Source organism: Streptomyces sp. NPDC101194 (genome assembly GCF_044767885.1).
In the GTDB taxonomy this organism is placed as follows: Bacteria; Actinomycetota; Actinomycetes; order Streptomycetales; family Streptomycetaceae; genus Streptomyces.
Genome location: NZ_JBIWOS010000003.1, coordinates 150,403 through 174,844, shown reverse-complemented (window position 1 = coordinate 174,844; position 24,442 = coordinate 150,403). Strand labels below are relative to the sequence as shown.

General features: G+C 71.1%; 24 protein-coding genes. 14 read left to right on the top strand and 10 right to left on the bottom strand.

The genetic code is table 11. The features are described from left to right. The first annotated feature begins 294 nt into the window (after positions 1-294). Genes ACIRP2_RS13940 through ACIRP2_RS13915 form a run of 6 tightly spaced genes read left to right on the top strand, consistent with a single transcriptional unit; the run spans position 295 to position 4,772 of the window. Entirely contained in the window at positions 295-597 is a 303-nt protein-coding gene (locus ACIRP2_RS13940; RefSeq protein WP_351073711.1) for an urease subunit gamma, read from the top strand. Further along, positions 594-938: an urease subunit beta gene (locus ACIRP2_RS13935; RefSeq protein WP_404249817.1), complete on the top strand. Its 345-nt coding sequence runs from the start codon at positions 594-596 to the stop codon at positions 936-938. The genes ACIRP2_RS13940 and ACIRP2_RS13935 overlap by 4 nt, the downstream gene beginning before the upstream one ends. A gap of 1 nt (position 939) precedes the next feature. Continuing rightward, positions 940-2,643 (top strand): urease subunit alpha, encoded by a 1,704-nt coding sequence (locus tag ACIRP2_RS13930; RefSeq protein ID WP_404249815.1) that lies wholly within the window; start codon positions 940-942, stop codon positions 2,641-2,643. Continuing rightward, positions 2,643-3,308, top strand: a complete 666-nt coding sequence (locus ACIRP2_RS13925) for an urease accessory protein UreF (RefSeq protein WP_404249813.1) — start codon at positions 2,643-2,645, stop codon at positions 3,306-3,308. The genes ACIRP2_RS13930 and ACIRP2_RS13925 overlap by 1 nt, the downstream gene beginning before the upstream one ends. Then, entirely contained in the window at positions 3,301-4,029 is a 729-nt protein-coding gene (ureG, locus tag ACIRP2_RS13920) for an urease accessory protein UreG (protein WP_404249811.1), read from the top strand. The genes ACIRP2_RS13925 and ureG overlap by 8 nt, the downstream gene beginning before the upstream one ends. Then, positions 4,026-4,772: an urease accessory protein UreD gene (locus ACIRP2_RS13915; RefSeq protein WP_404249809.1), complete on the top strand. Its 747-nt coding sequence runs from the start codon at positions 4,026-4,028 to the stop codon at positions 4,770-4,772. The genes ureG and ACIRP2_RS13915 overlap by 4 nt, the downstream gene beginning before the upstream one ends. A gap of 385 nt (positions 4,773-5,157) precedes the next feature. On the opposite strand, the gene ACIRP2_RS13910 is transcribed toward ACIRP2_RS13915, so the two are convergent. After that, complete coding sequence (locus ACIRP2_RS13910) at positions 5,158-6,051, bottom strand: NADP-dependent oxidoreductase (RefSeq protein WP_404249807.1); 894 nt, start codon at positions 6,049-6,051, stop codon at positions 5,158-5,160. A 70-nt stretch (positions 6,052-6,121) separates the two neighbouring features. On the opposite strand from ACIRP2_RS13910, the gene ACIRP2_RS13905 reads away from it, so the two are divergent. Continuing rightward, positions 6,122-6,727 carry a TetR/AcrR family transcriptional regulator gene (locus ACIRP2_RS13905; RefSeq protein ID WP_404249805.1) on the top strand — a complete coding sequence of 202 codons (606 nt, stop codon included), beginning with the start codon at positions 6,122-6,124 and terminating at the stop codon, positions 6,725-6,727. Between the two features lie 71 nt (positions 6,728-6,798). On the opposite strand, the gene ACIRP2_RS13900 is transcribed toward ACIRP2_RS13905, so the two are convergent. Next, the gene (locus ACIRP2_RS13900; RefSeq protein WP_404249803.1) at positions 6,799-7,986 is read right to left on the bottom strand and encodes a 4-hydroxybenzoate 3-monooxygenase; all 1,188 of its coding nucleotides are present in this window, start codon (positions 7,984-7,986) and stop codon (positions 6,799-6,801) included. Between the two features lie 245 nt (positions 7,987-8,231). Beyond that, complete coding sequence (locus ACIRP2_RS13895; protein ID WP_404249801.1) at positions 8,232-9,077, bottom strand: helix-turn-helix transcriptional regulator; 846 nt, start codon at positions 9,075-9,077, stop codon at positions 8,232-8,234. 132 nt (positions 9,078-9,209) lie between these two features. Here ACIRP2_RS13895 and ACIRP2_RS13890 point away from each other — a divergent pair, with 132 nt between their 5' ends. Beyond that, positions 9,210-10,112, top strand: a complete 903-nt coding sequence (locus ACIRP2_RS13890; RefSeq protein ID WP_404249799.1) for an MBL fold metallo-hydrolase — start codon at positions 9,210-9,212, stop codon at positions 10,110-10,112. Positions 10,113-10,250: 138 nt separating this feature from the next. Continuing rightward, positions 10,251-11,672, top strand: coding sequence for a carboxylesterase/lipase family protein (locus tag ACIRP2_RS13885; RefSeq protein WP_404249797.1), 1,422 nt, complete (start codon positions 10,251-10,253; stop codon positions 11,670-11,672). Between the two features lie 82 nt (positions 11,673-11,754). Here ACIRP2_RS13885 and ACIRP2_RS13880 read toward each other — a convergent pair whose 3' ends face one another. Then, positions 11,755-12,987, bottom strand: a complete 1,233-nt coding sequence (locus ACIRP2_RS13880) for an MFS transporter (RefSeq protein ID WP_404249795.1) — start codon at positions 12,985-12,987, stop codon at positions 11,755-11,757. Positions 12,988-13,221: 234 nt separating this feature from the next. Here ACIRP2_RS13880 and ACIRP2_RS13875 point away from each other — a divergent pair, with 234 nt between their 5' ends. The 5 genes from ACIRP2_RS13875 to ACIRP2_RS13855 all read left to right on the top strand — a co-directional run bounded on the left by ACIRP2_RS13875 (position 13,222) and on the right by ACIRP2_RS13855 (position 16,886). Continuing rightward, positions 13,222-13,737 (top strand): DinB family protein, encoded by a 516-nt coding sequence (locus ACIRP2_RS13875; RefSeq protein WP_404249793.1) that lies wholly within the window; start codon positions 13,222-13,224, stop codon positions 13,735-13,737. 248 nt (positions 13,738-13,985) lie between these two features. Then, positions 13,986-14,654: a class I SAM-dependent methyltransferase gene (locus ACIRP2_RS13870; protein ID WP_404249791.1), complete on the top strand. Its 669-nt coding sequence runs from the start codon at positions 13,986-13,988 to the stop codon at positions 14,652-14,654. A gap of 57 nt (positions 14,655-14,711) precedes the next feature. After that, complete coding sequence (locus ACIRP2_RS13865) at positions 14,712-15,290, top strand: dihydrofolate reductase family protein (protein ID WP_404249789.1); 579 nt, start codon at positions 14,712-14,714, stop codon at positions 15,288-15,290. A gap of 127 nt (positions 15,291-15,417) precedes the next feature. After that, the gene (locus ACIRP2_RS13860) at positions 15,418-15,834 is read left to right on the top strand and encodes a nuclear transport factor 2 family protein (RefSeq protein WP_404249787.1); all 417 of its coding nucleotides are present in this window, start codon (positions 15,418-15,420) and stop codon (positions 15,832-15,834) included. A gap of 698 nt (positions 15,835-16,532) precedes the next feature. Beyond that, positions 16,533-16,886, top strand: a complete 354-nt coding sequence (locus ACIRP2_RS13855) for a beta/gamma crystallin domain-containing protein (protein ID WP_404249785.1) — start codon at positions 16,533-16,535, stop codon at positions 16,884-16,886. Between the two features lie 488 nt (positions 16,887-17,374). Here the strand turns inward: ACIRP2_RS13855 and ACIRP2_RS13850 are convergent, their stop codons facing one another. The 6 genes from ACIRP2_RS13850 to ACIRP2_RS13825 form a co-directional block, all read right to left on the bottom strand. Next, positions 17,375-18,514 (bottom strand): zinc-binding dehydrogenase, encoded by a 1,140-nt coding sequence (locus ACIRP2_RS13850; RefSeq protein ID WP_404249783.1) that lies wholly within the window; start codon positions 18,512-18,514, stop codon positions 17,375-17,377. After that, the gene (locus ACIRP2_RS13845; protein ID WP_404249781.1) at positions 18,511-18,813 is read right to left on the bottom strand and encodes a putative quinol monooxygenase; all 303 of its coding nucleotides are present in this window, start codon (positions 18,811-18,813) and stop codon (positions 18,511-18,513) included. The genes ACIRP2_RS13850 and ACIRP2_RS13845 overlap by 4 nt, the downstream gene beginning before the upstream one ends. Before the next feature lie 6 nt (positions 18,814-18,819). Continuing rightward, the gene (locus ACIRP2_RS13840) at positions 18,820-19,482 is read right to left on the bottom strand and encodes a glycerol-3-phosphate responsive antiterminator (RefSeq protein WP_404249779.1); all 663 of its coding nucleotides are present in this window, start codon (positions 19,480-19,482) and stop codon (positions 18,820-18,822) included. A 43-nt stretch (positions 19,483-19,525) separates the two neighbouring features. Beyond that, positions 19,526-21,079 carry an FAD-binding oxidoreductase gene (locus ACIRP2_RS13835; RefSeq protein WP_404249777.1) on the bottom strand — a complete coding sequence of 518 codons (1,554 nt, stop codon included), beginning with the start codon at positions 21,077-21,079 and terminating at the stop codon, positions 19,526-19,528. Beyond that, a complete protein-coding gene (locus ACIRP2_RS13830; protein WP_404249775.1) occupies positions 21,076-22,749 on the bottom strand; it encodes an FAD-dependent oxidoreductase in 1,674 nt (557 codons plus the stop codon). The genes ACIRP2_RS13835 and ACIRP2_RS13830 overlap by 4 nt, the downstream gene beginning before the upstream one ends. Positions 22,750-22,825: 76 nt before the next feature. Further along, positions 22,826-24,397: an FGGY family carbohydrate kinase gene (locus tag ACIRP2_RS13825; RefSeq protein ID WP_404249773.1), complete on the bottom strand. Its 1,572-nt coding sequence runs from the start codon at positions 24,395-24,397 to the stop codon at positions 22,826-22,828. Between the last annotated feature and the right edge of the window lie 45 nt (positions 24,398-24,442).

Sequence of the window (24,442 nt, the reverse complement as noted above, 5' to 3'; positions counted from 1 at the left end):
CGCGCTGGGCGCAGCGCCAGCGAGCCCCCGCGGGGGTCGGCCCGTTGTCTGTGGTGTGTCGCGCGCTTTGCGGCCGCCCCCCCCCCCCGCGGGGGGCCCCCCCCCACGCCTCTTTTTATGCTCCCTTCATGACCAAAATGTGTCTGCTTTGCCCGTATATGGTGGGCGATAAGGATAGAAAGGGACTTATCGCGGTGCGATGAAAGTTGCCACGGCGGTATCGGGAGGCTTATAAGAGGAGCGTGGCCGAAGCGATTCCGGGAATTCCGGGGACTGCCGCCACGGAGGTTTTCCATGTTTCTGACTCCGTCCGACACGGAGAAATTGCTGCTGAGTGTGGCTGGAATGGTCGCTCGTGACCGGCGGGAGCGCGGGGTGCGGCTCAACTATCCCGAGGCCGTCGCGCTGCTTGCCTGCTGGGCCGTGGAACGCGCCCGCGAGGGTGCCCGCGTCAGTGACCTGATGACTGCCGGGCGGGCGGTCCTCACCCGTGCCGACGTGCTGGAAGGCGTCCCCGAGATGCTTCATGACGTGCAGGTGGAGGCGACCTTCCCGGACGGGCGCAAGCTTGTCACGATCACCTCGCCGATCCCGTGATCCCCGGTGAGATCCGGACCGCGTCCGGCGTACTGAAAATCAATGACACCCGTACCCAATTGAATGTGACCGTGGTGAATGACGGCGATCGCCCCATTCAGATCGGATCGCATCTGCATTTCTCCGACGCGAATCCCGCGCTTAACTTCGACCGCACTCTGGCCGAGGGATTCCGGCTCGACATTCCCTCCGGTACGTCCCTGCGCTTCGAGCCCGGAGTCGGTGCCGAGGTCGCCCTCGTCGAACTGGGGGGCCGTCGGAAGGTGCCCGGCATCGTGGTGCCCGGCACTGGCACCGGCACCGGCACCGGCACCGGCACCGGACGAACGGACGACATGTGACATGGCACAACTGACCCGCGCCGCCTACGCGGCGCTCTACGGCCCCACCACCGGCGACCGCGTCCGCCTCGCCGACACCGACCTCTGGATCGAGGTCGAGGAGGACCGTTGCTTCGGCGGCGACGAATCCGTGTTCGGCGGCGGCAAGTCCATCCGCGAATCCATGGGACAGGCCACCACCTCGCGCGCCGACGGCGCCCTCGACCTCGTCGTCACCAATGTCGTCGTCCTCGACCACTGGGGCGTCGTCAAGACCGATGTCGGCGTCCGGGCCGGAAGGATCGTCGCCCTCGGCCGCTCCGGCAACCCCGACATCGGCGACGGCGTCCACCCCGACCTGGTGATCGGCCCCGGCACCGACGTGGTCTCCGGCGAGGGGCGCATCCTCACCGCCGGAGCCGTCGACACCCATGTCCACTTCCTGATGCCGGAGACCCTGCACGAGGCCCTCGCCACCGGCACCACCACCGTCATCGGCGGCGGTACCGGCGCCACCGAGGGCTCCAAGGCCACCACGGTCACCCCCGGCGCCTGGAACCTCGCGATGATGCACCGATCGCTGGACGGCGTTCCGCTCAACATCATGCTGTTCGGCAAGGGGTCGACGGTGGGCGAGGACGCCCTGCGCGAGGCGGCCCTCGGTGGTGCCGGCGGCTACAAGGTCCACGAGGACTGGGGCGCCACCCCCGCCGCCATCGACGCCGCACTGAAGGCTGCCGACGCGTACGGTCTCCAGGTCGCCCTGCACGCCGACAGCCTCAACGAGGTCGGCTATGTCGAGGGAACCCTCGGCGCCATCGCCGGACGAGGCATCCACGTCTTCCACGCGGAAGGCGCGGGCGGCGGTCACGCCCCCGACATCATCACCGTCGCCTCCCACCCCAACATCCTTCCGGCGTCCACCAATCCGACGCTCCCGCACACCGTCAACACCGTCGACGAACACCTCGACATGCTGATGGTCTGTCACCACCTCAACCCGCGCGTCCCCGAGGACCTCGCCTTCGCCGAGTCCCGCATCCGCGCCACCACGATCGCCGCCGAGGACGTCCTGCACGACATCGGCGCCCTGTCCATCACCTCCTCCGACGCCCAGGCCATGGGCCGCATCGGCGAGGTGATCTGCCGCACCTGGCAGGTCGCCCACACCATGAAGCAGCGCTTCGGCGACCGCGGGAGCGAGCTGCCCGCCGACAACGAACGCGCCCGCCGCTACGTCGCCAAGTACACGATCTGCCCCGCTGTCGCCCATGGCATCGACCATGTCGTCGGCTCCGTGGAACCCGGCAAGCTCGCCGACCTGGTGCTGTGGGACCCCGCCTTCTTCGGGATCCGCCCCGCCGCCGTGATCAAGGGGGGCATGGTGGTGTACGCGCCTCTCGGCGACGCCAACGCCGCGATCCCCACCACCCAGCCCGTCCTGCTGCGTCCCACCGCAGCGGCCGGCGCGGCCCCGCATCTCTCGGTCAGCTTCGTCGCCCGGGCGGCCCTGGAGGACGGACTCGCCGAACGGCTCGGCCTCGTGAGGGAGCTGGTCGCCGTCCGGCCCACCCGCCATCTCACCAAGGCTGATCTGCCGAACAACACGGCGCTCCCGGACATCGACGTCGACCCGGAGACCTTCGCCATCCGCATCGACGGAGAGCTCGTCGAACCCGCACCCGCCACCGAACTGCCGCTGGCCCAGCGGTACTCCATGTTCTGATGGCGGGCCTCGCACCCCTTCTGCTCGGCGACGGCAGGCTCCCGGTCGGCGCCTACACCTACAGTGCGGGACTCGAACCGGCCGTCGCGGCGGGCCTGACCCGCGACAGCGTCCCCGCACTGCTCAGGGCCCGGCTGCACACCACGGCCGTCACCGAGGCGGCGGCCGCGGTACTCGCCCTGCGGGCAGCCCGGCAGGACCCGGTGGACTACGACCCGGTACAACAGGCCCTCGCCGCCCGTACCCCGGTCGCGCCCCTGCGCGAGGCATCGGCGACGCTCGGCCGCGGCGTGCACCGGCTGGCGAGACGGCTGGCGCCGGACCATCCCGCGGTCACCGCCCTGTCCGCCGTCCGACCGCGCCCGCTGCGGCCCGTCACGCTCGGCGCGCTCGGGGCCGTCATGAAGGTGTCGGAGGAGGAACTGGCCTACGGCGTCGTCCACGACGAACTGCAGACCATCGCCTCCGCCGCGCTCAAACTGCTGCCCGGCGACCCCCTCGACACCGTCGCCTGGATCCTCGCCGCGGAACCGGACGCCGTCGCAGCGGTGACCGAGGCCCTCGCCGTACGGACCCCGGCCGAACTTCCCGCCCGTACAACCCCGCTCACCGAACAGTGGGCACTCGAACACGCACCACGAGAACGGAGTCTCTTCCTTGCCTGACCAGCAGCCGGACGCACACCCCGCCCCGAACCCCCACCAGCACCACGACCGGCCGCGCGCTCTGCGCCTCGGCGTCGCGGGCCCGGTCGGGACCGGCAAGAGCTCGATCCTCGCCACCCTCTGCCGCGAGCTGGCCGGTGAGTTCGCCATGGCCGTCGTCACCAACGACATCTACACCGACGAGGACGCCCGCTTCCTGCGCTCGGCCGGAGTCCTGCCCACCGAGCGCATCCGCGCCGTCGAGACAGGCGCCTGCCCGCACACCGCGATCCGCGACGACGTCAGTGCCAACCTCGACGCGGTGGAGGACCTGGAGGAGGCGTACGGACCGCTCGATCTGGTGCTCATCGAGAGCGGCGGCGACAACCTCACCGCCACCTTCAGTCCGGCCCTCGCCGACGCCCAGCTCTTCTGCATCGACGTGGCGGGCGGCGGCGACGTCGCCCGCAAGGGCGGACCCGGCATCACCGGTGCCGACCTCCTGATCATCAACAAGACCGATCTGGCACCCCATGTCGAGGTCGACGTGGAGGCGATGACCGCCGACGCCCGCGGCGCCCGCGACGGCCTGCCGGTCCTCGCGCTGTCCAGACACGACCCGGCGTCGATCTCCGAACTCGCCGACTGGGTGAGGTCGGTGCTCGCACGTCACCGCGCCGGCACCCATGTCCCCACCGACCCGGGACCGATGGCACCGCACAGCCACAGTCACGACTCGTGACCGGTGCCACGGCGGCCCCCGCCGAACCGGCCGACCCCACGGTCGTCGCCGTGGAGCGCGATGCCACGGGCCGCCATGTCGTCCGTGAGCTGCGCCCCGGGGCCTTCCTCGCCCCCCGCCCGCTGCTGCCCGCCCCCGATCGGGTGCGGATCGCCCTGGTCGGCACCCGGGCCGGGCTGCTCGCGGGAGACGACCTGCGACTGCGTGTCTCGGTCGGCCCCGGGGCCCGTCTGGAACTGGTCGAGCCGTCCGGCCTGGTCGCGTACGACCACCGCGGCGGCACATCGACGTGGCGGGCCCGCGTCGACATCGCCGAGGGCGGAGAACTGCACTGGAACGGGAAGCCGTTCGTGGTCTGCGACGGCGCCCGCGTGGCGCGCTCGACGGAGGTCGCGCTGGCGGCCGGCGCACGCATGCTGTGGCGCGACACCCTGGTCCTGGGGCGCTCCGGAGAGCGCGGCGGCAGCGTGCGGGCCACCACTCGGGTCACGTACGACGGCCGGGACCTGCTGGTCGAGGATCTGGACCTGACCGAGCCGGAAGTCCGCGAACTCCCCGGCATCCTGGGCCCCAACCGCATCATCGGTTCGGTCACCTCGCTCGGCGCCGGGCCGGCGGGCCCGCCCCATCCGTACCGCACGGAGCTGGCGGGGCCGGGGGCGCAGGTGCGGCTGCTGGACACGGTGGCGCCCGCGATCGAGGCGGAACTGACACTCGTCTGGGACGACTGGCTCGCCGCCTGAGGGCCGTTCCGCGGTGCCGCCGGCCGACCACGGCCGACGCCACCGCGGAAGGATGTCCCGGCTGCGGGGCAGCGGGATGCCCGCCGGTGGAAACCGTCGACGTCCGTGGCGGCCTCGATGACGAGTTCTTCCGGTCGGCGTCTGCCCACCATGGTGCCGCACTGCCGCCCGACAGCGGCCCGGGCCTGGTCGGGGGAGCCGTGGCTGCCTTCGGGCGTCGCCTGCGTCGGTGTTCCTCCCGGCGGGCCCGCACCTCATCGATCCGCCACCTCGTCTCCGAGCCCGGCCCCGGCCGTCGCCGAGGACCTCGGCCTCCACGACAAGGCCGCCGGACGACGGACTGCCGATGCCGCAGAGACTTGGGCCCGAATCGCCCAGCCGGCTTTCAGACGACTATGACCCGGCGCCCGCGCGTGTGGCCTGCCTGGCTGTCGATGTGCGCCGCCGCGGCCTCGGCGAGCGTGTACGACTTCTCGACCGGGATGTGGAGTTCTCCCCGTGAGATGAGGTCGGCGGCCACGGCGAGCGCTTCTGGCACGCTCCCGGCCACGCCGGAGAATCGGACACCGAGCTCCGGCGCACCGAGATCGGCGATGGAGATCACCTTCCGCGGGTTCCCGGCCAGTTCGACGAGTTCGCGGATCACGCCCGAGCCGGCCAGATCGAGGGCCGCATCGACATGGCCGAGCTGCCGCACCCGCTCGACCCAGCCCTCGCCATACGTCGTGGCGACGGCGCCCAGGCTGCGCAGATAGTCCTGGTTCGCGGTCCCCGCCGTGCCGATCACCGTGATGCCGCGGTCGCGGGCGATCTGCAGCACCGCTGAGCCGACACCCCCGGACGCGCCGCTGACCAGCAGCGTCTGCCCGGCCTGCACACCGACCTCACGGATGATGCGCAGCGCGGTCTCCACCACGGAGGGGTACCCGGCCGCCTCTTCGAACGTCAGACCCTCAGGCATACGGGCCCAGGCCGACAGCACAGCGAACTCGGCACAGGTGCTGAAGCCTTCGCCGAACACGTGGTCACCGACCTCGACTTCATCGACGCCCTCGCCGACCTCGTCCACCACCCCGGCGGCGTCCAGCCCGACGCCGGAGGGCAACTCGACCGGATGGGCCCCCAGCTTCTGGCCTTCACGGATCCTCCAGTCGACGGGGTTCACGCCCGCCGCCCGCACGGCGACGCGTATCTGGCCGGGGCCCGCGTGGGGCTCCTCGGCGTCCACGACGTGCAGAACGCCCGGACCGCCGAACTCGGCGAAGCTCACTTTTTTCATGCGGGGAACCATAACGCTAACGGTTAGCTTTTTGAAGTTGATGCAGTTTCATATCTGATAGCGTTCAGGCATGACCGTGCCGCCCGGACGCCGTGAGCGCAAGAAGGCCGCGACCCGCCAGAAGATCGCCGACACCGCTCTCCGGCTCTTCTTGGAGCGCGGGTACGACGCGGTGGGAATCCGTGACGTGGCCGCTGAGGCCGACGTGGCGGTCACCACGCTCTTCTCCCACTTCGCCTCGAAAGAGGCCCTGGTGTTCGAGCGGGACGACGACTTCGAGCAACGCCTCACGCAGGCGGTCACCGGCCGGGCGCCGGACGAGCCGCTCATCCCCGCGCTGCGCCGCGAGATCCAGTCCCTGGTCCGACATTGCACGGCGGACAGCGCCACCCCGATCTGGCGCATGATCGACGCATCTGCCGCCCTGCGGGAGTACGAGGAGTCGATGCGGCTGCGCCACGCGGAGTCGCTGGCGACGGCCATCGTCGCCGATCCCCTCCTGTCACGGACCACAACGGCGAGCCGGACGATCGCGAGGTTCGTGATCGACGCCTACTCACTGGCCCGCGAGGCGTCCGATCCGGACGCCGCGTTGGACGAGATCTTCCACATGATCGAGGCAGCCTGGGCCGTCACCTGCCCCTCCAGGGACTCCACCGGCACGGACGGACCGTAGTCAGGGCTCGCCCCGCCCGACGCGCACCCGTCCCGCGGTCGTTCTCGATCAGGTGCGCCTCACGACCACGGTCAGGCGAGTCCTGCCATGAGTTCGGCGAAGGCGAGGGCGGAGGCACGGGAGCGGCAGAGTCGATCCAGCCGTGCCAGCGCCAGTTTGCGGCGGAAGGGGCCGGTGCGGGAGTCGTCGCCGGCGTCGTGGAGCATCTCGGTCATCCAGCGTGAGAACTCCTGGTAGTTCCACGTGCGTTGCAGGCAGGTGCGGGAGTAGGAGTTCAGCCCGGACTCGTCTCCGTGGGCGATGAAGTCGCGTACGGCGCGGGCGAACACCTCGGCGTCGTACAGGGCGAGGTTCATCCCCTTGCCACCCACGGGGGACACGACGTGGGCGGCGTCGCCGGCCAGGTACAGCCTGCCGTAACGCATCGGCTCGTGGACGACGCTCCGCAGTGGAAAGACGACCTTCTCGGTGATCGGGCCCGCGACCAGGCCATCCTCCCCGAGCCGGGTCCGCAGGTGCTGCCACACCCGGTCGTCCGGCCAGTCGTCCGTCCGGTCGGTGGGCGCGCACTGCAGATAGAAACGGCTGGCGAGGGGGCCGCGCGCGAAGTGTCCGGCGTAGCCATGACGGCTCATGGCCATCAGGGGGTGAGGCGGGGGCGGTACCTCGGCGAGTACGGTCAGCCAGGAGATGCCGTGATCGAACGGGTAGGCCGTCAGTTCACCCTCGGGCACGGCGGCCCGGCTGGCCCCGTGGTCGCCGTCGCACCCGGCTACGAAATCGCATGCGATCTCGTGCACGGCCCCGTCCGGACTGCGGTAGCGGACAGTCGGACGCGAACCGGTGAGCCCGGCCAAGGTCACTTCGGACGATTCGAAGCGCAGGTCGCCGCCGCCGTCGAGGAATGTCGCGATCAAATTGGCGACGAGTACCTGCTGGGGGCACAGCAGGGCCTGAGGGCCGTCGTCGTCGACGCCGAACCGCAACAGGCGGTGCCGGCCGTCCACCCGGACCTCCAGGACGTCGTCGGACGGAGCTCCGCCGAGGACTCGGGCATCCAGCCCCCAGTCCTGGAACATGCGCACGGCGCGTGTCTCGACGATGCCGGCGCGCTGCCGCTGCTCCACGTGTGCACGGTCCTGCCGTTCCAGCACCGTGCATGGAATTCCGGCGTCCTGGAGCAGGTTGGCCACGGTCAGACCGGCCGGCCCCGCCCCCACCACCACTACGCAGGTCTCCTCCTGCACCGGCTGCGTCACGTCGGCTCCCTCTGCCTGGACAGCCCATGAAGGGCCACCAACTTACGGCAATGGCAGGCCCGTTGCCAGGACGGCTGCCCCGTGCGGCGACCCGGGCCTCTCGGACCTCCGTGAAGCGCTGCGACGCACCGAGCTCGACAGGACAGACGTTGCCTGCCCGGGCGCCGGCCCAATGCCGCAATGGCGCAGGGCGAGCCGGGCGTGTTCGGTGTGTCGGTCTGCGCCGGGGATGCCTGAGCGGCGGGTCAGTGCGCGTATCCGCGCAGGAGCACCATGGTGTCCTGGGAGCTGGAGTCCTCCTGCGTGGTGACGAGGACCAGGGAGTGTTCGGGGGAACGGGCGGGTACCAGAATCTGCTGGGTGACGGTGAGTTCGCCGACCAGTGGATGACGCAGTCGGTACGCGTCCGCTTCGCACGGCCGGACCCGGTGATCGCTCCACAGTGTGGCGAACTCGGGCGAGGCCATGGACAGTTCCCCGACCAGTGACGCCAGGAGCGCGTCCTCGGGGTGGCGTCCGGCGATCCGGCGCAGGCTGCCGACGACCGCTCGTGCCTTGCGTTCCCAGTCCACGTACAGGTCTCTGGTGTGCGGGTCGAGGAACAGCATGCGGGACAGGTTGGGCCGGTCCTCGGGGCGGTCGGGTGCGGTCGGGGCGAGATGGCCGGCCAGCAGGGCGTGTGCCAGGGGGTTCCAGGCCAGCACGTCGGTGCGACGGCCGAGGACGAGTGCCGGGGTGTGTCCCACCGCACGCAGCAGGTCATGGGTCAGGGGATCGACGTGTTCTGCCGGAGGGTGACTGAGGGGCCGTCGACGCTGCGAGGCGAGTTCCCGCAGATGTGCGTGCTCGTGCTCGTCCAGCCGCAGGGCGGTGGCGAGCGCGTTCAGGACGCCGTCGGAGGCGTTGACCGACTGGCCCTGTTCGAGGCGCGTGTAGTAGGAGACGCTGACGCCCGCCAGTTGCGAGAGCTCCTCGCGTCGCAGCCCCGTCACACGCCGTCTGCCCGGCAGCTCGGGAAGGCCCACGTCCGCAGGTCGCACTTGTGCCCGTCGGGCCCTCAGGAACTCGCTGAGCCGCAGGGAAACCGCCATGGCTTCGAGTATGCCCGTGCCCCCTGTCGGCAGCCTGCCCCTGTCATGCGTAGCCACAGGGCGGGACTGGTACCCACGGTGCTCCCGAGCGAGGTTGGCAGCACTCCATCAGTTCAACGGACAGGGTCGGTCATGCAGGAGATCGTTCTCGGTGATGTGTCGATCAGCCGGATCGTCGAGTACTACGGATCGGTCGGGATGGCTCCGGCCACCTTCTTTCCCGAGGCGCCGGAGCAGGCGTGGCGGGAGCACGAGGCCTGGCTGGAGCCGGACTTCGTCGACCCCGCCTCGGACGTCTGCCTCAGTGCCATCCAGACCTGGCTCCTGCGCAGCGAGGGCAGGACGATCCTCGTCGACACCGGTGTCGGCAACGACAAGGAACGTCCCTACTCGCCGGTCTGGAGCCGTCGGCGCTCCGATTTCCTCGGTGAGCTCGCCAGGGCGGGCGTGCGGCCGCAGGATGTCGATCTGGTGGTCAACACGCATCTGCACGTCGATCACGTCGGCTGGAACACACGGCTGGAAGGCCGTACCTGGGTGCCGACCTTCCCCAACGCCACCTACCTGATGCCGCTGCGCGACTTCGACTTCTGGAACCCGGCGAACGGCCACGCCCCGAGGCTGGGGCGCGGAAACCAGAACGTGTTCGAGGACAGCGTGGAGCCGGTGTACGAGGCGGGGCAGGCGCTGCTGTGGGACGACGGCCACACCATCGACGGGAACCTGAGGCTCGATCTCGCGCCGGGACACACACCGGGCTCCTCGGCGCTGACGCTGGAATCGGGCGCTGACCGCGCGCTGTTCGTCGGCGACCTGCTGCATTCGCCCCTGCAGTTCGTCATGCCCGACACGAACAGTTGTTTCTGCGAGGACCCGGCCGAGGCCAGGGCCACCCGTCGTCGACTGCTCGGTCGGGCCAGCGACACCAACTCGCTCGTCCTGCCCGCGCATCTGGGCGGCTCCGGTGGGGCGGAGGTCGTCCGGGACGGGGACACGTTCGCCATCGCGGCGTGGGCGCCGTTCGCCCGGATCTGAACCATGACGCCGTATCCGATCCATGACGCCGTATCCGAACCACGACGTCGCATCCGAACCACGACGTCGTATCCGAACCACGACGTCGCATCCGAACCACGACACCTCATGCGAAGAACGAACGAGAGCGGGAGACCCGTGTCCGATCTGATCGTGACCACCACCGCCGGCCCCGTCCGCGGTGGAATCACCAGTGTCACCGACAGCGAGGTGCGGCGATTCCTCGCGGTTCCCTACGCCGCACCGCCGCAGGGCGCCGGCCGCTTCGCGCCGCCCCGACCCCATGAGCGGTGGACGGGCGTGCGCGACGCCCTGACCCCGGGGCCCAGCGCGCCGCAGCCGCGCCGGGACGCCTTCGGCGCCCTCGACATGTCGCCGTACTTCGGCCCCGGCTGGGACCGTGGCGACGACCATCTCACGGTGAACGTATGGGCTCCGCGTGAGGCCGACCACAGCCCGGTGATGGTGTTCGTGCACGGCGGCGGGTTCGTGGCGGGCTCGACCGGCGCAGCCCTGTACGACGGCGCCGCGTTCGCCCGCGACGGTGTGGTCCTGGTGACGCTCAACTACCGCCTCGGCGTCGCGGGCTTCCTGGACCTGCCCGATGCGCCGGCCAACCGCGGCCTGCTCGATGTCGTCGCCGCGCTGCGCTGGGTCCGGGGCAACATCGCGGCCTTCGGCGGCGATCCCGGCAACGTCACCCTCTTCGGCCAGTCGGCAGGGGCCACGATCGCCGGTGCGGTCCTTGCCACGCCCGCGGCAGCCGGGCTCGTCAAGCGCGCGATCGTGCAGAGCGGCAGCGGACTCGGAGCGTTCTCCCCCGAGCAGGCCGCACGGGTGACGCGCACGGCTGCGGCGGCGCTCGGTGTCGCGCCGACGGCCGTTGCCTTCGGACACGTCCCCGACGAAAGGCTCGTCGAGGTCGTGTCCGAGCTGGGTGGGCTGGACCTGCGGACGGCCGACCGGTCGGACCCTCTCATGGGGCTCAGCCCGTTCGGTCTCGTGCTGGAACGCCAGCCGGCCGAGAGTCCGCTGGCGGACGTCGACCTGCTCGTCGGCACCAACGCGGAGGAGGGGAACCTGTACCTCGCACCCCAGGGCAGCCTGACGACCTCCACCGCGGAAGACGTACGCTCGACCGCCGCCGCCCACGGCGACCCCGGCCCATTCGTCGCGGCCCACCGGGAACGGCATCCGGCGGCCGGGCACGGCGAGGTCCGCTCGGCAATACTCGGCGACGCACTGTTCGGTGCCGGCAGCCGGAGACTGGTCGAGGCTCACGGCCGCGCCCACGTCTACGAGTTCGCCTGGCGTTCACCCGCCGTCGACGGCCGGCTCGGCGCCGCTCACGCGGTGGAGCTCCCCTTCGTGTTCGACCGACTCGGCCTTCCGGCGCTGCGCGGGCAACGAGGACTGCTGGGGCCGGCCGAACCGCCCGAGGCGCTGGCCGAGGAGATGCACGCGACATGGGTCGCGTTCGCCCGGACCGGCGACCCCGGCTGGCCGCCGTTCACCCGGGAACGACGGATCCGCCGCTTCGACGGCGGCGGGAGCAGCTGACCGGGGCACGTCGAAACCCTCCCACCCCGGGCCGGAACGGCCCTCGGGCCGCAGAAACACCGACCCCATGCCACGACGTGCCTCACCGCCGCGACCGGCCGGCCACGCCGCGCGCCACCACCGCCGCACACAGCAGCGTGGGCAGCGCCGTGATCGCGAAGCAGGCGGCCGGTGACAGCCGGTCCACCAGCAGTCCCACCACCGCGGTGCCCGCCGAGGAGCCCGCGTTGACCGCGGTGTTGACCCACGCACCCGCCTGCGTGCGACCGGCCTCGCCGACGGACTCGTCGGCGACGAGATACGCCGTGGTCAGGGCCGGTGCGACGAACATCCCGGCCGTCGCGACCACCGCGACCAGCACGTACACATCGGGCGACAGGCCGGCCACGGCCGTCGCCAGCCCGAGGCCGACGGCCGGAACGGGCAGCCGCACCCGGTTCGACGTACGCCAGGAGACGGCACCGTAGGCGAGCCCGCCGACCGCGCTTCCGGCGGAGAGCGCGGCCAGCACCCACGCCACCGCCGCGCCCCGGTGGTGCTGCTCGGTGAACGCCACCACCAGCAGATCCAGGGCTCCCAGACACAGCCCCACGGCGGCGGCCACCACCGCGGCGTGCCGCAGCCCGACGATGCCGAGCAGTCGCTGCGCGCGGGGCGCGCCCCGCGGTGCGTCGGCCTGCGCGGCCGACGGCGTCGTGCCGGCGCCGCGCACCACGGGCGAGGAAACCAGCAACAGGGTGCCCACCAGCACGAGCGCCGCACTGATCGCGACGCCCGCCGCGGGCACGGCGAACCCGATCACCGCTCCCACCAGCAACGGCCCGGTGACGAAGAGCAGTTCCTCCGCGACGCCGTCCAGGCTGTAGGCGCGCTGCAACAGTTCCCGCTCGGGCACGAGGCTGCTCCACAGGGTCCGCATCACCGGGCCCAGCGGCGGAGTGCAGGCGCCCGCCGTCACCGCGAGTGGCCCCAGCAGGAGCGAGGAGGTGCCCGGCCGCCAAGTGGCGTACGCAAGGGCGGCGAGCAGCGCCGCATAGACACCGGCCATCGGCGGCAGGGCCCGGCGCGGCCCGTACCGGTCGATCAGCGCGGCACGGGCGGGGGACAGGAAGACACTGGTCGCCCCGAACAGGGCCATGACGGCGCCGGCGGCGGAGTAGGAGCCGGTGGTGTCCTTCACCGCCAGCATCAGGGAGAGGGAGACCATCCCGTACGAGAGCCGCCCCAGCAGTGCGGAACCGAAGGTGCGGGAGGCATGACGGGTACGCAGGACGGCGGCGTACGAAGGGGCGCGCGAGGGCGCGGGCGAGAGCATGAGGACATTCCTCGGTCGGGCAGCGCTGTGCACGGCGCTGCGGGCATGCGGGGACACCGAAGGGCCGCACCCGGTGGGTCGGGGTGCGGTGAGTACGGGGTCCTACGCACGGGAGAGGAACATGCCGGTCAACGTACCAGGGTGGGTCGGGCGCCAGGAAGGGCGTTCCAGGGCAGGCGTGGTGGTCGAAATCCGCTGGGAGGTGTGACGTGGCGTCGGGTAGCGTCGGCGCCCATGTCACCCTTTCCTCCACGCAATCGCCCTCCCTACGACGCGGACGAGCGGGCCCAGCTCGTCGGCTGGCTCGACATGCAGCGCGCGGTCGCCCGCTGGAAGTGCGAAGGGCTGACGGAGGCGGACGCCCATCGGCCCGTCCTGCCGTCCTCGCCGCTCATGACGGTGGCGGGTGTCATGTCACACCTCCGTTGGGCGGAGCACCTCTGGTACGAGGTCGTCCTGCTGGGCCGCCCGGCGGTCGGGCCCATGTTCGACGGGCCCGAGGACGCCGACATGAGGGTCGACGGCGTTCCGCTCACAGAGCTCCTCGACGACTACGACCGGCAGATCGCGTTGTCCAACGAGATCATCGCGGCGCGGTCGCTCGACGACGTGGGCCGGCACCCGGACTTCGACGCCTCGGCCGCGAGCCTGCGCTGGATCATGTTCCACATGATCGAGGAGACCGCCCGGCACGCGGGTCACCTGGACGCCATCAGGGAGATCCTGGACGGCGAGACGGGTTACTACTGACCGTGCTCGACCGCTTCGCCCGCACGTCCCGCTCGACGAGGCGCCGGATCCCACCGATGGCGGTCGGCCGTGCCCCGGTGCTGAGGTACGTGCCGAACGGGCACAGCCGGTCCGCCACCTGTACGTGGCACGGTGCCCAGGCATCGAACGCTGCCAGGCGCCCCGGGAGCGGCGCTCCGGGGGCGCGAGCGTCGGCCCCGGCGCGGCTCGGCAGGCCGCCCGGAATGCGGGTCTGATGGAATCACGGCATGACACACCCGCCGAACCGGGTCATGCAAGCGCTGGCTCGCTTCCATGCCGCCCACCCCTGGGACCACAACGCGCACTACCACCGGTGGATTCTGCGGCAGTTGCCCAAGGGGTGCGACAGGGCCCTCGACGTCGGCTCGGGCAGCGGAGATCTGGCCCGGCTCCTGACGAAGCGCGCGAAGGCGGTGCACGGAATCGACTCCGACCCGGTCATCGTGGTGCGGGCGCGTGAACTGACCGCCCCGCACGCCCCGGTCGCCTTCGCCGTCGCGGACGCCCCGAGCGGGATACCACCCGGCCCGTACGACGTCATCACCTGCGTCGCCACGGTCCACCATCTGCCGTTCACCGAGGCGCTCACCCACTTCCGGGAGCATCTGGCTCCCGGCGGAATGCTGGTGGTGGTCGGCCTGTCCCGGGAATCGACCCCCGGTGACCGCCTGCTGGCTCTCGCTTCCGTTCCGCTGAATGTCGCCATGGCGCTGATCAAGAACAGGGGGCGCAAGGCGTCCCGCCCCGACTCGATGACCGCCGTGACCCGGTCGGCGGAGATGACCTTCGCCGACATCGTCCGCGAGGCGCGTCGGGTGTTGCCCGGTGCCCGGCTGAGGCGCAGGCTGTTCTGGCGCTACACACTCGTATGGCGCGAAGGCTCCGGCGAGCGCTGACCGCGGCGAGAGCCGGCGGCCGGGCCGCACCGTGACGAGAAGAGGGAACGGACCGCGATGAGGAAGATCGTCCTGATGATGTCGGTGTCCCTCGACGGCTTCATCGAGGGACCGGACCGTGAGATCGACTGGCACCTGGTCGACGACGAACTGCACCGCCACTTCAACCAGGAGCTCAAGACCATGGGCGGCTTCCTGGACGGCCGGGTGACCTATGAGCTCATGGCGGAGTTCTGGCCGACCGCCGACGCCGATCCGGCGAATGCCGGACCCGTCGCGGAGTTCGCCGGCATCTGGCGGGACATGCCCAAGATCGTGTTCTCCCGGACCCTGGAGCGGGCCGACTGGAACACCACCGTCATGCGGGCCGTCGACGTGGACGAGATCATGGCCCTCAAGGCACGGCCCGGTGGAGACCTGGTCGTCGGAGGTGCCGATCTCGCCGAGTCGTTCATGCGGCACGACCTGATCGACGAGTACCGCCTCTACGTCCATCCCGTTCGCATCGGGCGGGGCAAGCCCCTCTTCCGGGCACAGGATGCCCGGACCCACCTCCGCCTGACCGAGAGCCGGACCTTCGGCAACGGGGTCGTGCTCCTGCGTTATGAGCGTCCCGCGGCTGCTCCACCGGAATGAACTACACGGGTCGCGATGGCGTCCCCGCCGCTCCGCCGGGCCTTGAGGGGAGTTCTCACCGTATAACTGCCGCACCGTCGGGGAGCCGGCGAACCCAAGAACCGAAGAAGCGGCGAAAGGACTGGCGATGACACTGGGCGTCGAGGACCGCATGGCCATCACGGAACTGATCGGTCTGCACGGGCACCTGGTCGATGACGGTGAACTCGACCGGCTGGAAGAGCTGTTCACCCCCGATGTCGTCTACGACGCCACCGATCTGGGGCACGGGGCGTTGCATGGCCCGGCGGCCGTCCGGGACGCGGCACGGGCGATGGGGGAGCACGGCGCCGTGGGGCACCACGTCACCAACATCATCCTCACCGAGGTGAGCGGGGATCAGGTGCGCGCCCGGTCCAAGGGGATCGGGACCAGGGCGGACGGCACGTGCGGAAGTGTGACGTACGAGGACCTGATCGTGCGCGGTGCGAAGGGGTGGCGCATCAGCCGCCGCAAGGTCGCCGTACGACGCAGGCCGTCCGACCGGGACCAGCCGTCGGCATGACATGTCACATGTGGTCGAACGCCGCGGGTCGGCGCCGCGTGTGAGCAGTTGAGGCACAGGAGATCCCGGCGCACCGGGTCGGGGTGGCCTTGCAGATCCGCACGGTCCGCCGCATCTGCCGGTTCCCGGGCGAGGACCCGCTCGCGGCGACATGGGAGGCCGTGGAGTACCCGGCCGGCCGGTTCGGTGCCGACGATGCCGCGTGTGTGAAGCGGCATCCCGGGTGCCGGTCGACGGTGCACGAGCACGCGGAACGCTCGACATCCATGACCACCACGGGCGGTTCGCCCTGAGGCGGTCGGCCTGATGGGCGAGTTCCACGACATCGTCCTGGAGGGCCGTCCGCCGTTCCTGCTCGTGCTCCTGCTCGTCCTCGCGCTCCGCTTCTGCCCCGCCCCTGCTGATCTCGCGTCGTCCGGCGCCACACAAGGACGACAACCGCGAAAACTGACACTCGCGTTCGAATCTGGGTAATACATGCAGAGATGGTCAATCCGGACATTCAGGGATGTATTTCAGTCAGGTGCCGCAAAGGTGGTGGTCGTGTGCGGCGGTTCTACAGGATCGTCGTTCTGTAAATCCGGGACGAAACGACGCAATGGCCGCACTGGGGGCCGTCGAAATGTTTGTTCAGTGCAACGTCACCCAGGTGATTGCGGAGTGACCTCCCGGTTCGACACGCGATTCAAGGAGAACTTGTGATCTCGAAAACGAAGAGGGCTGCACGCTCCGTGGCCGTGGCGTTCGCCGCGGCTGCCATGTTCACCATGACCATGCCGACCGGCAATGCCTTCGCCATCGACCATGTTCCCTGCCGCGGCGGGGAGAATTTCCTGAAGATCTGGTCGCACAGCGGCGGAAGCCAGAGTGTGGACTGCTACGCGAACGCCGGGAGGACCGATTTCGGCGGGTGGTGGATCGACAAGATCTTCACCGGGAACAACGACTTGATCTACTACGACGCCAATGGCGATTCGGTGAAGATCGAGCGGTGGCACGAGATTTCGTTCCCGAACCGTGCGCCGAAGGTTACTGCCATCGAAATCCTGTGACGAGTCGACGGGTCTCGGCTGCAAGGGGTGGGTGGCCATTTCCGTGGTCCATGCCCGGATGCCGCCGCTTCCCGGGCGCGCATCGGTTTTCCGTAGCGCGTGAAGCGGCTTCCGGTGGGGTCGCACTGCCACAGGTGGGTCCATTTTCCTGAACCGGTCCTGCGGAGGCGCGTGTTCGTGCGCACCGGCCGCGCGTCTCCGCGCCGGTCCAGGAGGTCGCGCGGAGAGGTGGGGTCGGTCCATCACCCGGACTGGTCCGGCATGCTCCTGCCGTGACCGCCGACCTCGTCACCGATGAGTCGCGGGAGCGTACGGCCGCGCTGCTGCCGCAGCGGCCGGCCCGGCGCCGTCGCCACCCGGGCCGGCCTCCGGTGCCGGACCATCGGGATCTCCTGCACCTCGACTGTTCGCACCCGGAAGCCGACGGCGCCCCTCCCGAAGCCGGAGGGGGCGCCGTCGGCCGGGTCCGGGCGGCATCCCGGTCAGGGTCAGGCGTTCAGCATCCCCGATGTGTCGATGACCTGGCGGATAGCCCGGCCCGAAGCCAGCTCCTCCATCGCCGTGTTGATGTCGGCCAGCGGAAGCGTGCCCGTGTGCATCTGTTCCACCGGCATCAGGCCCGCCCGCCACAGGTCCAGGAACCTGGGAATGTCACGGCGCGGGACCGCGTCGCCCATGTACGAGCCCAGCAGGGACTTGCCCTCGCCCGCGAACGCCAGGGCCGGGACCTCCAGTACCCGGTCGGGGGCGGGCAGGCCCACCGACACCACCTTGCCGCCCCGGGCCACGGCAGTCAGGCACGCGGACATCACCGCGGGGCTGCCCACCGCCTCCACCGCCAACTCCACCCCGCTGCCGGTGAGTTCACGGATCGCCTCGATCGCCTGGTCGGGGGCGTACGCATGCGTCGCACCCAGCCGGACGGCCAGCTCGCGCTTCTCCCGGACCGGGTCGACCGCGATGATCGGATACGCCCCCGCGGCGCGGGCGCCCAGGACCGCGGACAGGCCCACGCCGCCCAGGCCGTAGACCACCGTCGACTGCCCGGGGCGCAGGGCCGCCGTGTTGATCACGGCACCCGCGCCCGTCAGGACCGCGCAGCCGAACATCGACGCCACCGTGAACGGGATGTCCTTGGGGATCACCACCACCGATTCCTGCGCCAGCACCGCGTGTTCGGAAAACGCGGAAACGCCCAACTGGTGGTGGACCGGAGCGCCGGAGGCGTCGGTCAGCAGCGAAGGGCCGTGCAGCAGCGCACCGGATCCGTTCGCTGCCGCCGCCCGGGCGCACAGGGCGGGCCGCCCCGCCGCGCAGTCGGCGCAGAAGCCGCAGCTCGGCACGAAGACCAGGGCCACATGGTCACCGGGGGAGACCCGGCCGACGCCCGGTCCGACCTCCTGGACGACGCCCACCGCCTCGTGGCCCAGTGCCATCGGCAGCGGGCGGACCCGGTCGCCGTTGACCACCGACAGGTCCGAGTGGCAGAGCGAGGCGGCCGCGACCCGGACCAGCACCTCGCCCTCGCGCGGGGCGCCCAGCTCCAGTTCCTCCACCTCGACCGGGCGGGTCTCGGAATAGGGGCGGGCCGTCGACGTCCCGCGCAGCACCACCGCACGGGTCTTCATGCGCGGACCTCCGGACGCGGGGCGCAGCGCAGTACGTCGCGGCTCTCCAGCAGCGGGACGACCTTGCCGAGCACGATCTCCTGGAAGTGCGAAGTGGCGCAGTGCGTGGTGAAGTCGGCCTCGGAGGTGTACTCCTCGTACAGCACGATCGCCCGCGGGTCCTCGGTGCCCTGGTGGACCCGGTAGGCGAGATTGCCCGGCTCCTGGCGGGAAGCGGTGGCCATCGTGTCGAGCAGGGGGAGGACGGTGTTCTCCTCGCCCTCCTTGGTGCGGTAGCGGGCGACGACGACGTATGTCATGGGGGCTTACTCCTGGGGTGGTGCGGCGGGCCTCTTCAGGGCGGCGGGCGGGACCGGTGGCAGCTGGTCCCGGCGCAGATGCCAGAGGCGGGGGTCGGACGTGGCGGCGGCGGCCGATCCGAGGGCCAGCGCGAGCGCCACGTCCGCGGGTGTCTCCACGAAACCCGCGGCGACCGACGGGGACATCGCGCGCTGTGCCTGCGCGCTCATCCGGGCGACGATCGGGGCGGGCATGATCTCGACCAGGTCCGGCGCCCCGCGCGAGATCGCGTCCGTGGAGCGGCGCAGATTGGACCGGTCGGTGACGAACACCTTCATCATCGTCAGCAGACCGAGCGGGCGGCCCTTCTCTATCAGGGAGAGCCGGGTGCTGACCACGCCGTGCGCGCCCATGTTCTTGATGAACTCCAGCGCGCCCCGGTCCTGAGCCAGACCGGGGCTGCTGTCCACGTTCACGAACACGGTCTTCCCCGCCCGGCCCAGCGCCGGCACGACCTGGGGCAGTTGCCCCACCGCGAGCGAGGCGACGATGCACACCTTCGCCGGTGCGGTCAGGAACTGCCGCAGCGGCTGCGTGCCGACGACCGACGCGACGACCGGCACCTCGGCGAAGGCCGAGGCGAGCCGCGGGTCGAGCACGGCACCGGACCGGGAAGGGGAGGGGGTCATGGCAAGGACCTGCCTGGGGAAGGAGGGTTCGCGGCTGCTGAGATCAGTTCAGCGGTGACGTACCGAATCGGCTGGGAAGGCCCAGTTTGCCAGGGTTGAGAATGCCCGCCGGGTCCAGGGCCTTCTTCACCGCGACGAAGGTCGCGAAGCCCGCGCCGAGGGATTCCTCCAGGTAGGGGCCGCGCAGCAGACCGCAGCCGTGGTGGTGGCTGAGCGCCGCCGCGTGCTTGATGAGCACGGCGTTGGCCGCGTCCCACACCGCCCGGTACCAGTCGCGACGCTCCTCGGGAGCGACGTTTCCGCGGAGCGAGAAGTAGACGCAGGCGCCGTCGGTGTACGCGTGGGACTGGTGGGCCGAGGCGGCCAGGGTGCCGTCCACCGACTGGATCGCGGCGACCACCTCGTCGTAGATCACCGGGAGGTCGGTCCAGGACGCGGCCATCTCCAGGGTGTCGGCGACGAAACCCGGACCGGGCTCGAAGCCGTCGGCGGACTTGCCGACCAGCATCCGCTCGTCCAGCCAGCGCTCGAAGACGGCCTGGCTGTCCAACTCGGGGCCGTACTCCCCGCAGACCTCCTTGGCGACCGCGATCGAGGCGCCGACGATCGCCGGGTCGCCCTCGTCGGCGATCAGCAGCAGGTTGGTCTCCGGGTGGCCGAAGTGGGTGCCCGACTCCAGGGTGTCGTACAGCCGCAGAACGGCCGGGGTCGCACCGCGCTGCATGATCCGGCGGCAGGCGTCCAGCCCCTCTGCGAAGGTCTTGAAGCCGAACGCGACGGCGCTCGCGTACTCCGGCAGCGGGTGGACGCGCAGCCGTGCCGAGACGATCACACCGAGCGTGCCCTCGGAGCCGACGAACAGCTGGCGCAGGTCCGGACCGACCGCGGCCCGGGCGTAGTCGCCGTACGTGGCACGCGTACCGTCCGCGTGCACGACGTCGACGCCGACGACCATGTCCTCGATCTTGCCGTAACGCGTGGAGAGCTGACCGGCGCCGCGGCAGGCGATCCAGCCGCCGACCGTGGACACGGCGAAGGCGGACGGCCAGTGGCCCGTGGTGACGCCGTACTCCTCCTGGAGCTGCTTCTCGAAGAGGTCGCCGAACATGCCGGCCTGGACGTCCACGATGTTCGACTCGGCGTCGAAGCCGGTGATGCGGTTCAGTCCGCAGACGTCCAGGACGACGCCGCCGAAGACGGGGAGCGCGGCGCCCGTGACGTTCGAGCGTCCCGCGGACGGGGTGACCGGGACGCCGGCCTCGTGGCAGATCCGCAGCACGGCCGCGACCTGGTCGGCGTCGGCCGCCTCGACGACCACGGCGTCCGGTGTCGCCGGACGGCCCTCGGTCTCGCCGATCATCGAGCCGGCCCACCAGTCGCGGGTCCGGGTGACGACCTCCTCGCGGGAGGTGTGCACGGCGTGCGCGGCCTCGCGCAGCGCCTCGATCACGGCCCCGGGGACCTCGACCGGGTTCACCTGGAGAGCGGCCTCGCCGTCCCCGATCGGTGTGTTCTGCGCCCACTTGGCGAAGCTGGGAGCGCCGATCGTGTAGTTGCCCCGGTTGAACGGGTGGGTGATGGTCTGACGGCTGATCATGCTGCTGCCCCTTCGAGGAGTACGGACTTTTCGTGACGGACGGCTGCGAGGTACTCGGAGACCGAACGCTCCACCTCGGCCTCCGAGAGGTTCAGTTCCCGGCCGAGGATCGCGCCGACGGCCTCGGCGGCGTCGACGGACGCGTCCCGGGCGAACAGCCGGGCCCGCGTTCGGCGGGAGAGCACGTCGTCGACGGAACGGGCCAGTTCGGCGCGGGCCGCGTAGACGACCTCGGCCTTGGTGTACGGGAGTCCCGCGACGACCGGCTCGGCCAGTGCCGGGTCGTCCTGGATGAGGTCGCCGACGAAGCGGGCCTCGGTGCCGAAGCGCTCGCCGAGGTGCGCGGCGATGCCACCGGACGCGGCGACGGCCTCGGCGTCGTAACCGGCGCCGCCGAGCAGCGGAAGGTCGCTGGTGCGGCTCTTCCCCTTGCGGCCGAGGACCGTCATCACCTTGTCGATGACGAGTTCGCCCATGTGCCGGCTGGTGGTGAGCTTGCCGCCGGTCACCGTCACCATGCCGGTGCGGCCGACGGTGATGTGGTGGTCGCGGCGCATGTCGAGCGTGGCGCCCTCCTTGCCGCCGACCAGCGGACGCAGACCGCCGATGGAGCCGACCACGTCGTCCGGTGTGAGCTTTCCCTCGAAGGCGGTGTTGGCGCCCTCCAGCAGGAAGTCCATCTCCTCCCGCGTGCAGTGCACATCGTCGGGGGAGCCCTGGTAGTCCTCGTCGGTGGTGCCCAGCACGACGCTGTTGCCCCAGCGGGTGCAGGTCGCGCGGCGGGCCCGGCCCGGGATCGGGACGGTGACCGTGCAGTTGATCCGGACCTTGTCCCAGGGCACCACGATGTGGACGCCCTTGGCGGGCCTGACCTGCGGCTTGTGACCGTCGTCGGCCTTCGCGTCGAGCTCGTCGGTCCACACCCCGGTGGCGTTGACGACGGCCCGCGCGCGGATGTCGAGGGTGTCGCCGTCCGCCGTGACCCGGGCGCCGGACACCTTGCCCATCTGCATCAGCAGGCCCTCGGCCTTCGCACCGTTGAGGACCGTCGCGCCGAGCGCGGCGGCGGTGCGGACGATGGTGAGGACGAGCCGGGCGTCGTCGGTGCGGGCGTCGAAGTACATCAGCCCGCCCTTGAGGTTCTCCGCGCGCAGCGTCGGCGCCTGCGCGAGGACCTCGGGCACGGTGAGCCGCTGGTGGAGCTTGCCGATCCGCCAGCCTCCGACCAGGTCGTACGTCCACAGCAGGCCCTCGAAACCCTTGGCGAGGCGGGCGTCGAAGATGCCCTCCTTCTCCAGGATCGGGAAGAGGAACGGCAGCCGGTGCACCAGGTGCGGGGCGTTCTTGCGGAAGCGGTGGCGCTCCAGGAGCGAGTGGCGGACCAGGTTGACGTTGCCCTGCTCGATGTAGCGCAGGCCGCCGTGCACCATCTTCGAGGACTTCGACGAGGTGCCGGAGGCGAAGTCGTCCTTCTCGATCAGCGCCGCGCGCAGACCGCGTGAGGCCGCGTCGAGCACGGCGTACGCCCCGGTGATGCCGCCGCCGATGACGAGCACGTCGTACGTGTCGTCGGCCAGCCGGCGCTTGAGGGCCGCCCGGTCGAGCAGCAGGGGCGTTCGGCGGGTCGCCGCGGCGCTGCGCCGCGGCTTCCGGGCGGGCATGGTGATCACAACATCAACTCCTGGTGTTTCGGTGCGGTGTCCGCGTGGTCGGTTACGGGCCACCGGTGCGACGGTCGGGGGGCCGTCAGTGGGGGGTGTGAGGTTCGGGGTCCTGCAGGGGAAGCAGCGCGGGGTCGTCCAGGTGGGCGATGAGCACATCGCGCCAGGCGGCGCGCTGCCCGGCGCGTTCGGCGGCCGTGATCGAGGGCTCGAAGATCCGGCCGTGCGGCTGTGCCTCGACCACCTCTTCGAGCGAGGACCACAGTCCCTGGGCGACGCCCGCCAGGTAGGCGGTGCCGCGCAGGCTGGCGGTGGCGGAGTCGGAGACCCGTTCCAGCGGCAGGCCGGTCAGATCGGCCTGGATCCGCATGAGGGGGTCGCTTCCGGAGACCCCGCCGCCGACCCGGAGCCGGGTGAACGGGGTGCCCATGGTGCCGGCGACGCCGTCGATCAGGTCGCACACGGAGTGCGCGATGCCCTCCAGCACGGCGCGCGCGAGGTCGGCTCGGGTGGTGGCGAGGGTGAGCCCGGTGAGGGAGGCGGTGGCCTCCGGGTGCCAGACCGGCGTACGGACCCCGGCGAGCGCCGGGACGAAACGCGGGGTGCGGCCCGGCCGGGTGGGGACCCGGCCCGCCTCCTCACCGAGCTCCTTCGGCGACGCGAACAGCCCCAGGTCGTCACAGAGCCAGCGCAGCGCCGAACCCGCTGTGGAGGTGTAGGCCTCCAGGCTGTAGTGGCTGATGTCGCCCTGCCGCCGGCCGGGCTGGGCGAGCACCCCGGAGATGTCCGGCCGGGGCAGGGCGGGCGTGGTGCCGGTCGCCGCGTCGACGAAGGCGCCGGTCCCGTACACGCACATGCCCTGCCCGGCGGCGAGGCCGCCGAGCGCGACGAGTGCGGCGTGCTGGTCGCCCATGGAGGCGGCCAGCGGGACGGCGATGCCGAGGGCCGCCGGGTCGGTCGTACCGAATCCGGCGTCGTCGGAGCGGAGCTCCGGCAGCAGGTCGAGGGGGAAGCCGAGATGGCCGATCCACTCCTCGTCCCAGGCGTGCCGCTCCAGCAGATAGCCGCCGGTGGAAGCGGCGTTGGTCGGGGTGGTGGCGTGCACGGCGCCGCCGGTGAGGCGCCAGATCAGCCAGGTGTCGACGGTGCCGAAGAGCAGCCGGCCGTCGCGGTGCGCGGCGGCCACCTCGGGGTGTCCGGCGATCTGCCGGGCGGCCCAGAGGAACGGGGCGCGGGCGCCGACCGGCCGGCCCTGGCGGGCCAGCAGCGCGGCGTCCCACTCCGCCTCGTAGGAGGTGAGTTCATGTGCGTACCGCCGGTCCTGCCACACCACCGCGGGCAGCAGCGGCTGCCCGGTGACCCGGTCCCACAGCATCGCGGTGGCGCGCTGGGTGGAGAGCGCGACCGCGGTGATCTCGATGCCCTCCTCGCGGGCCCGGCCGACGGCCCGGCGCGCCACCTCGACGGTGGCGGTCCAGATCTCCATCGGGTCCTGCTCGACCGAGAGGTCGTCCGGATGGCTGACCCTGATCGACCGGTAGAACACCTCGTGCGCGGCGCCCGAGTCGAGAACGACTCCGGCCCTGGTGCCCGTGGTGCCCTCGTCGATGGACAGCACGCCGCGCCGTGGGGCGGCGCCGGGGAACGTCTGCGTCATTGCAGCCCTTTCATCGCGAGCATCGCGAGCTGTGCGGAGGGATAC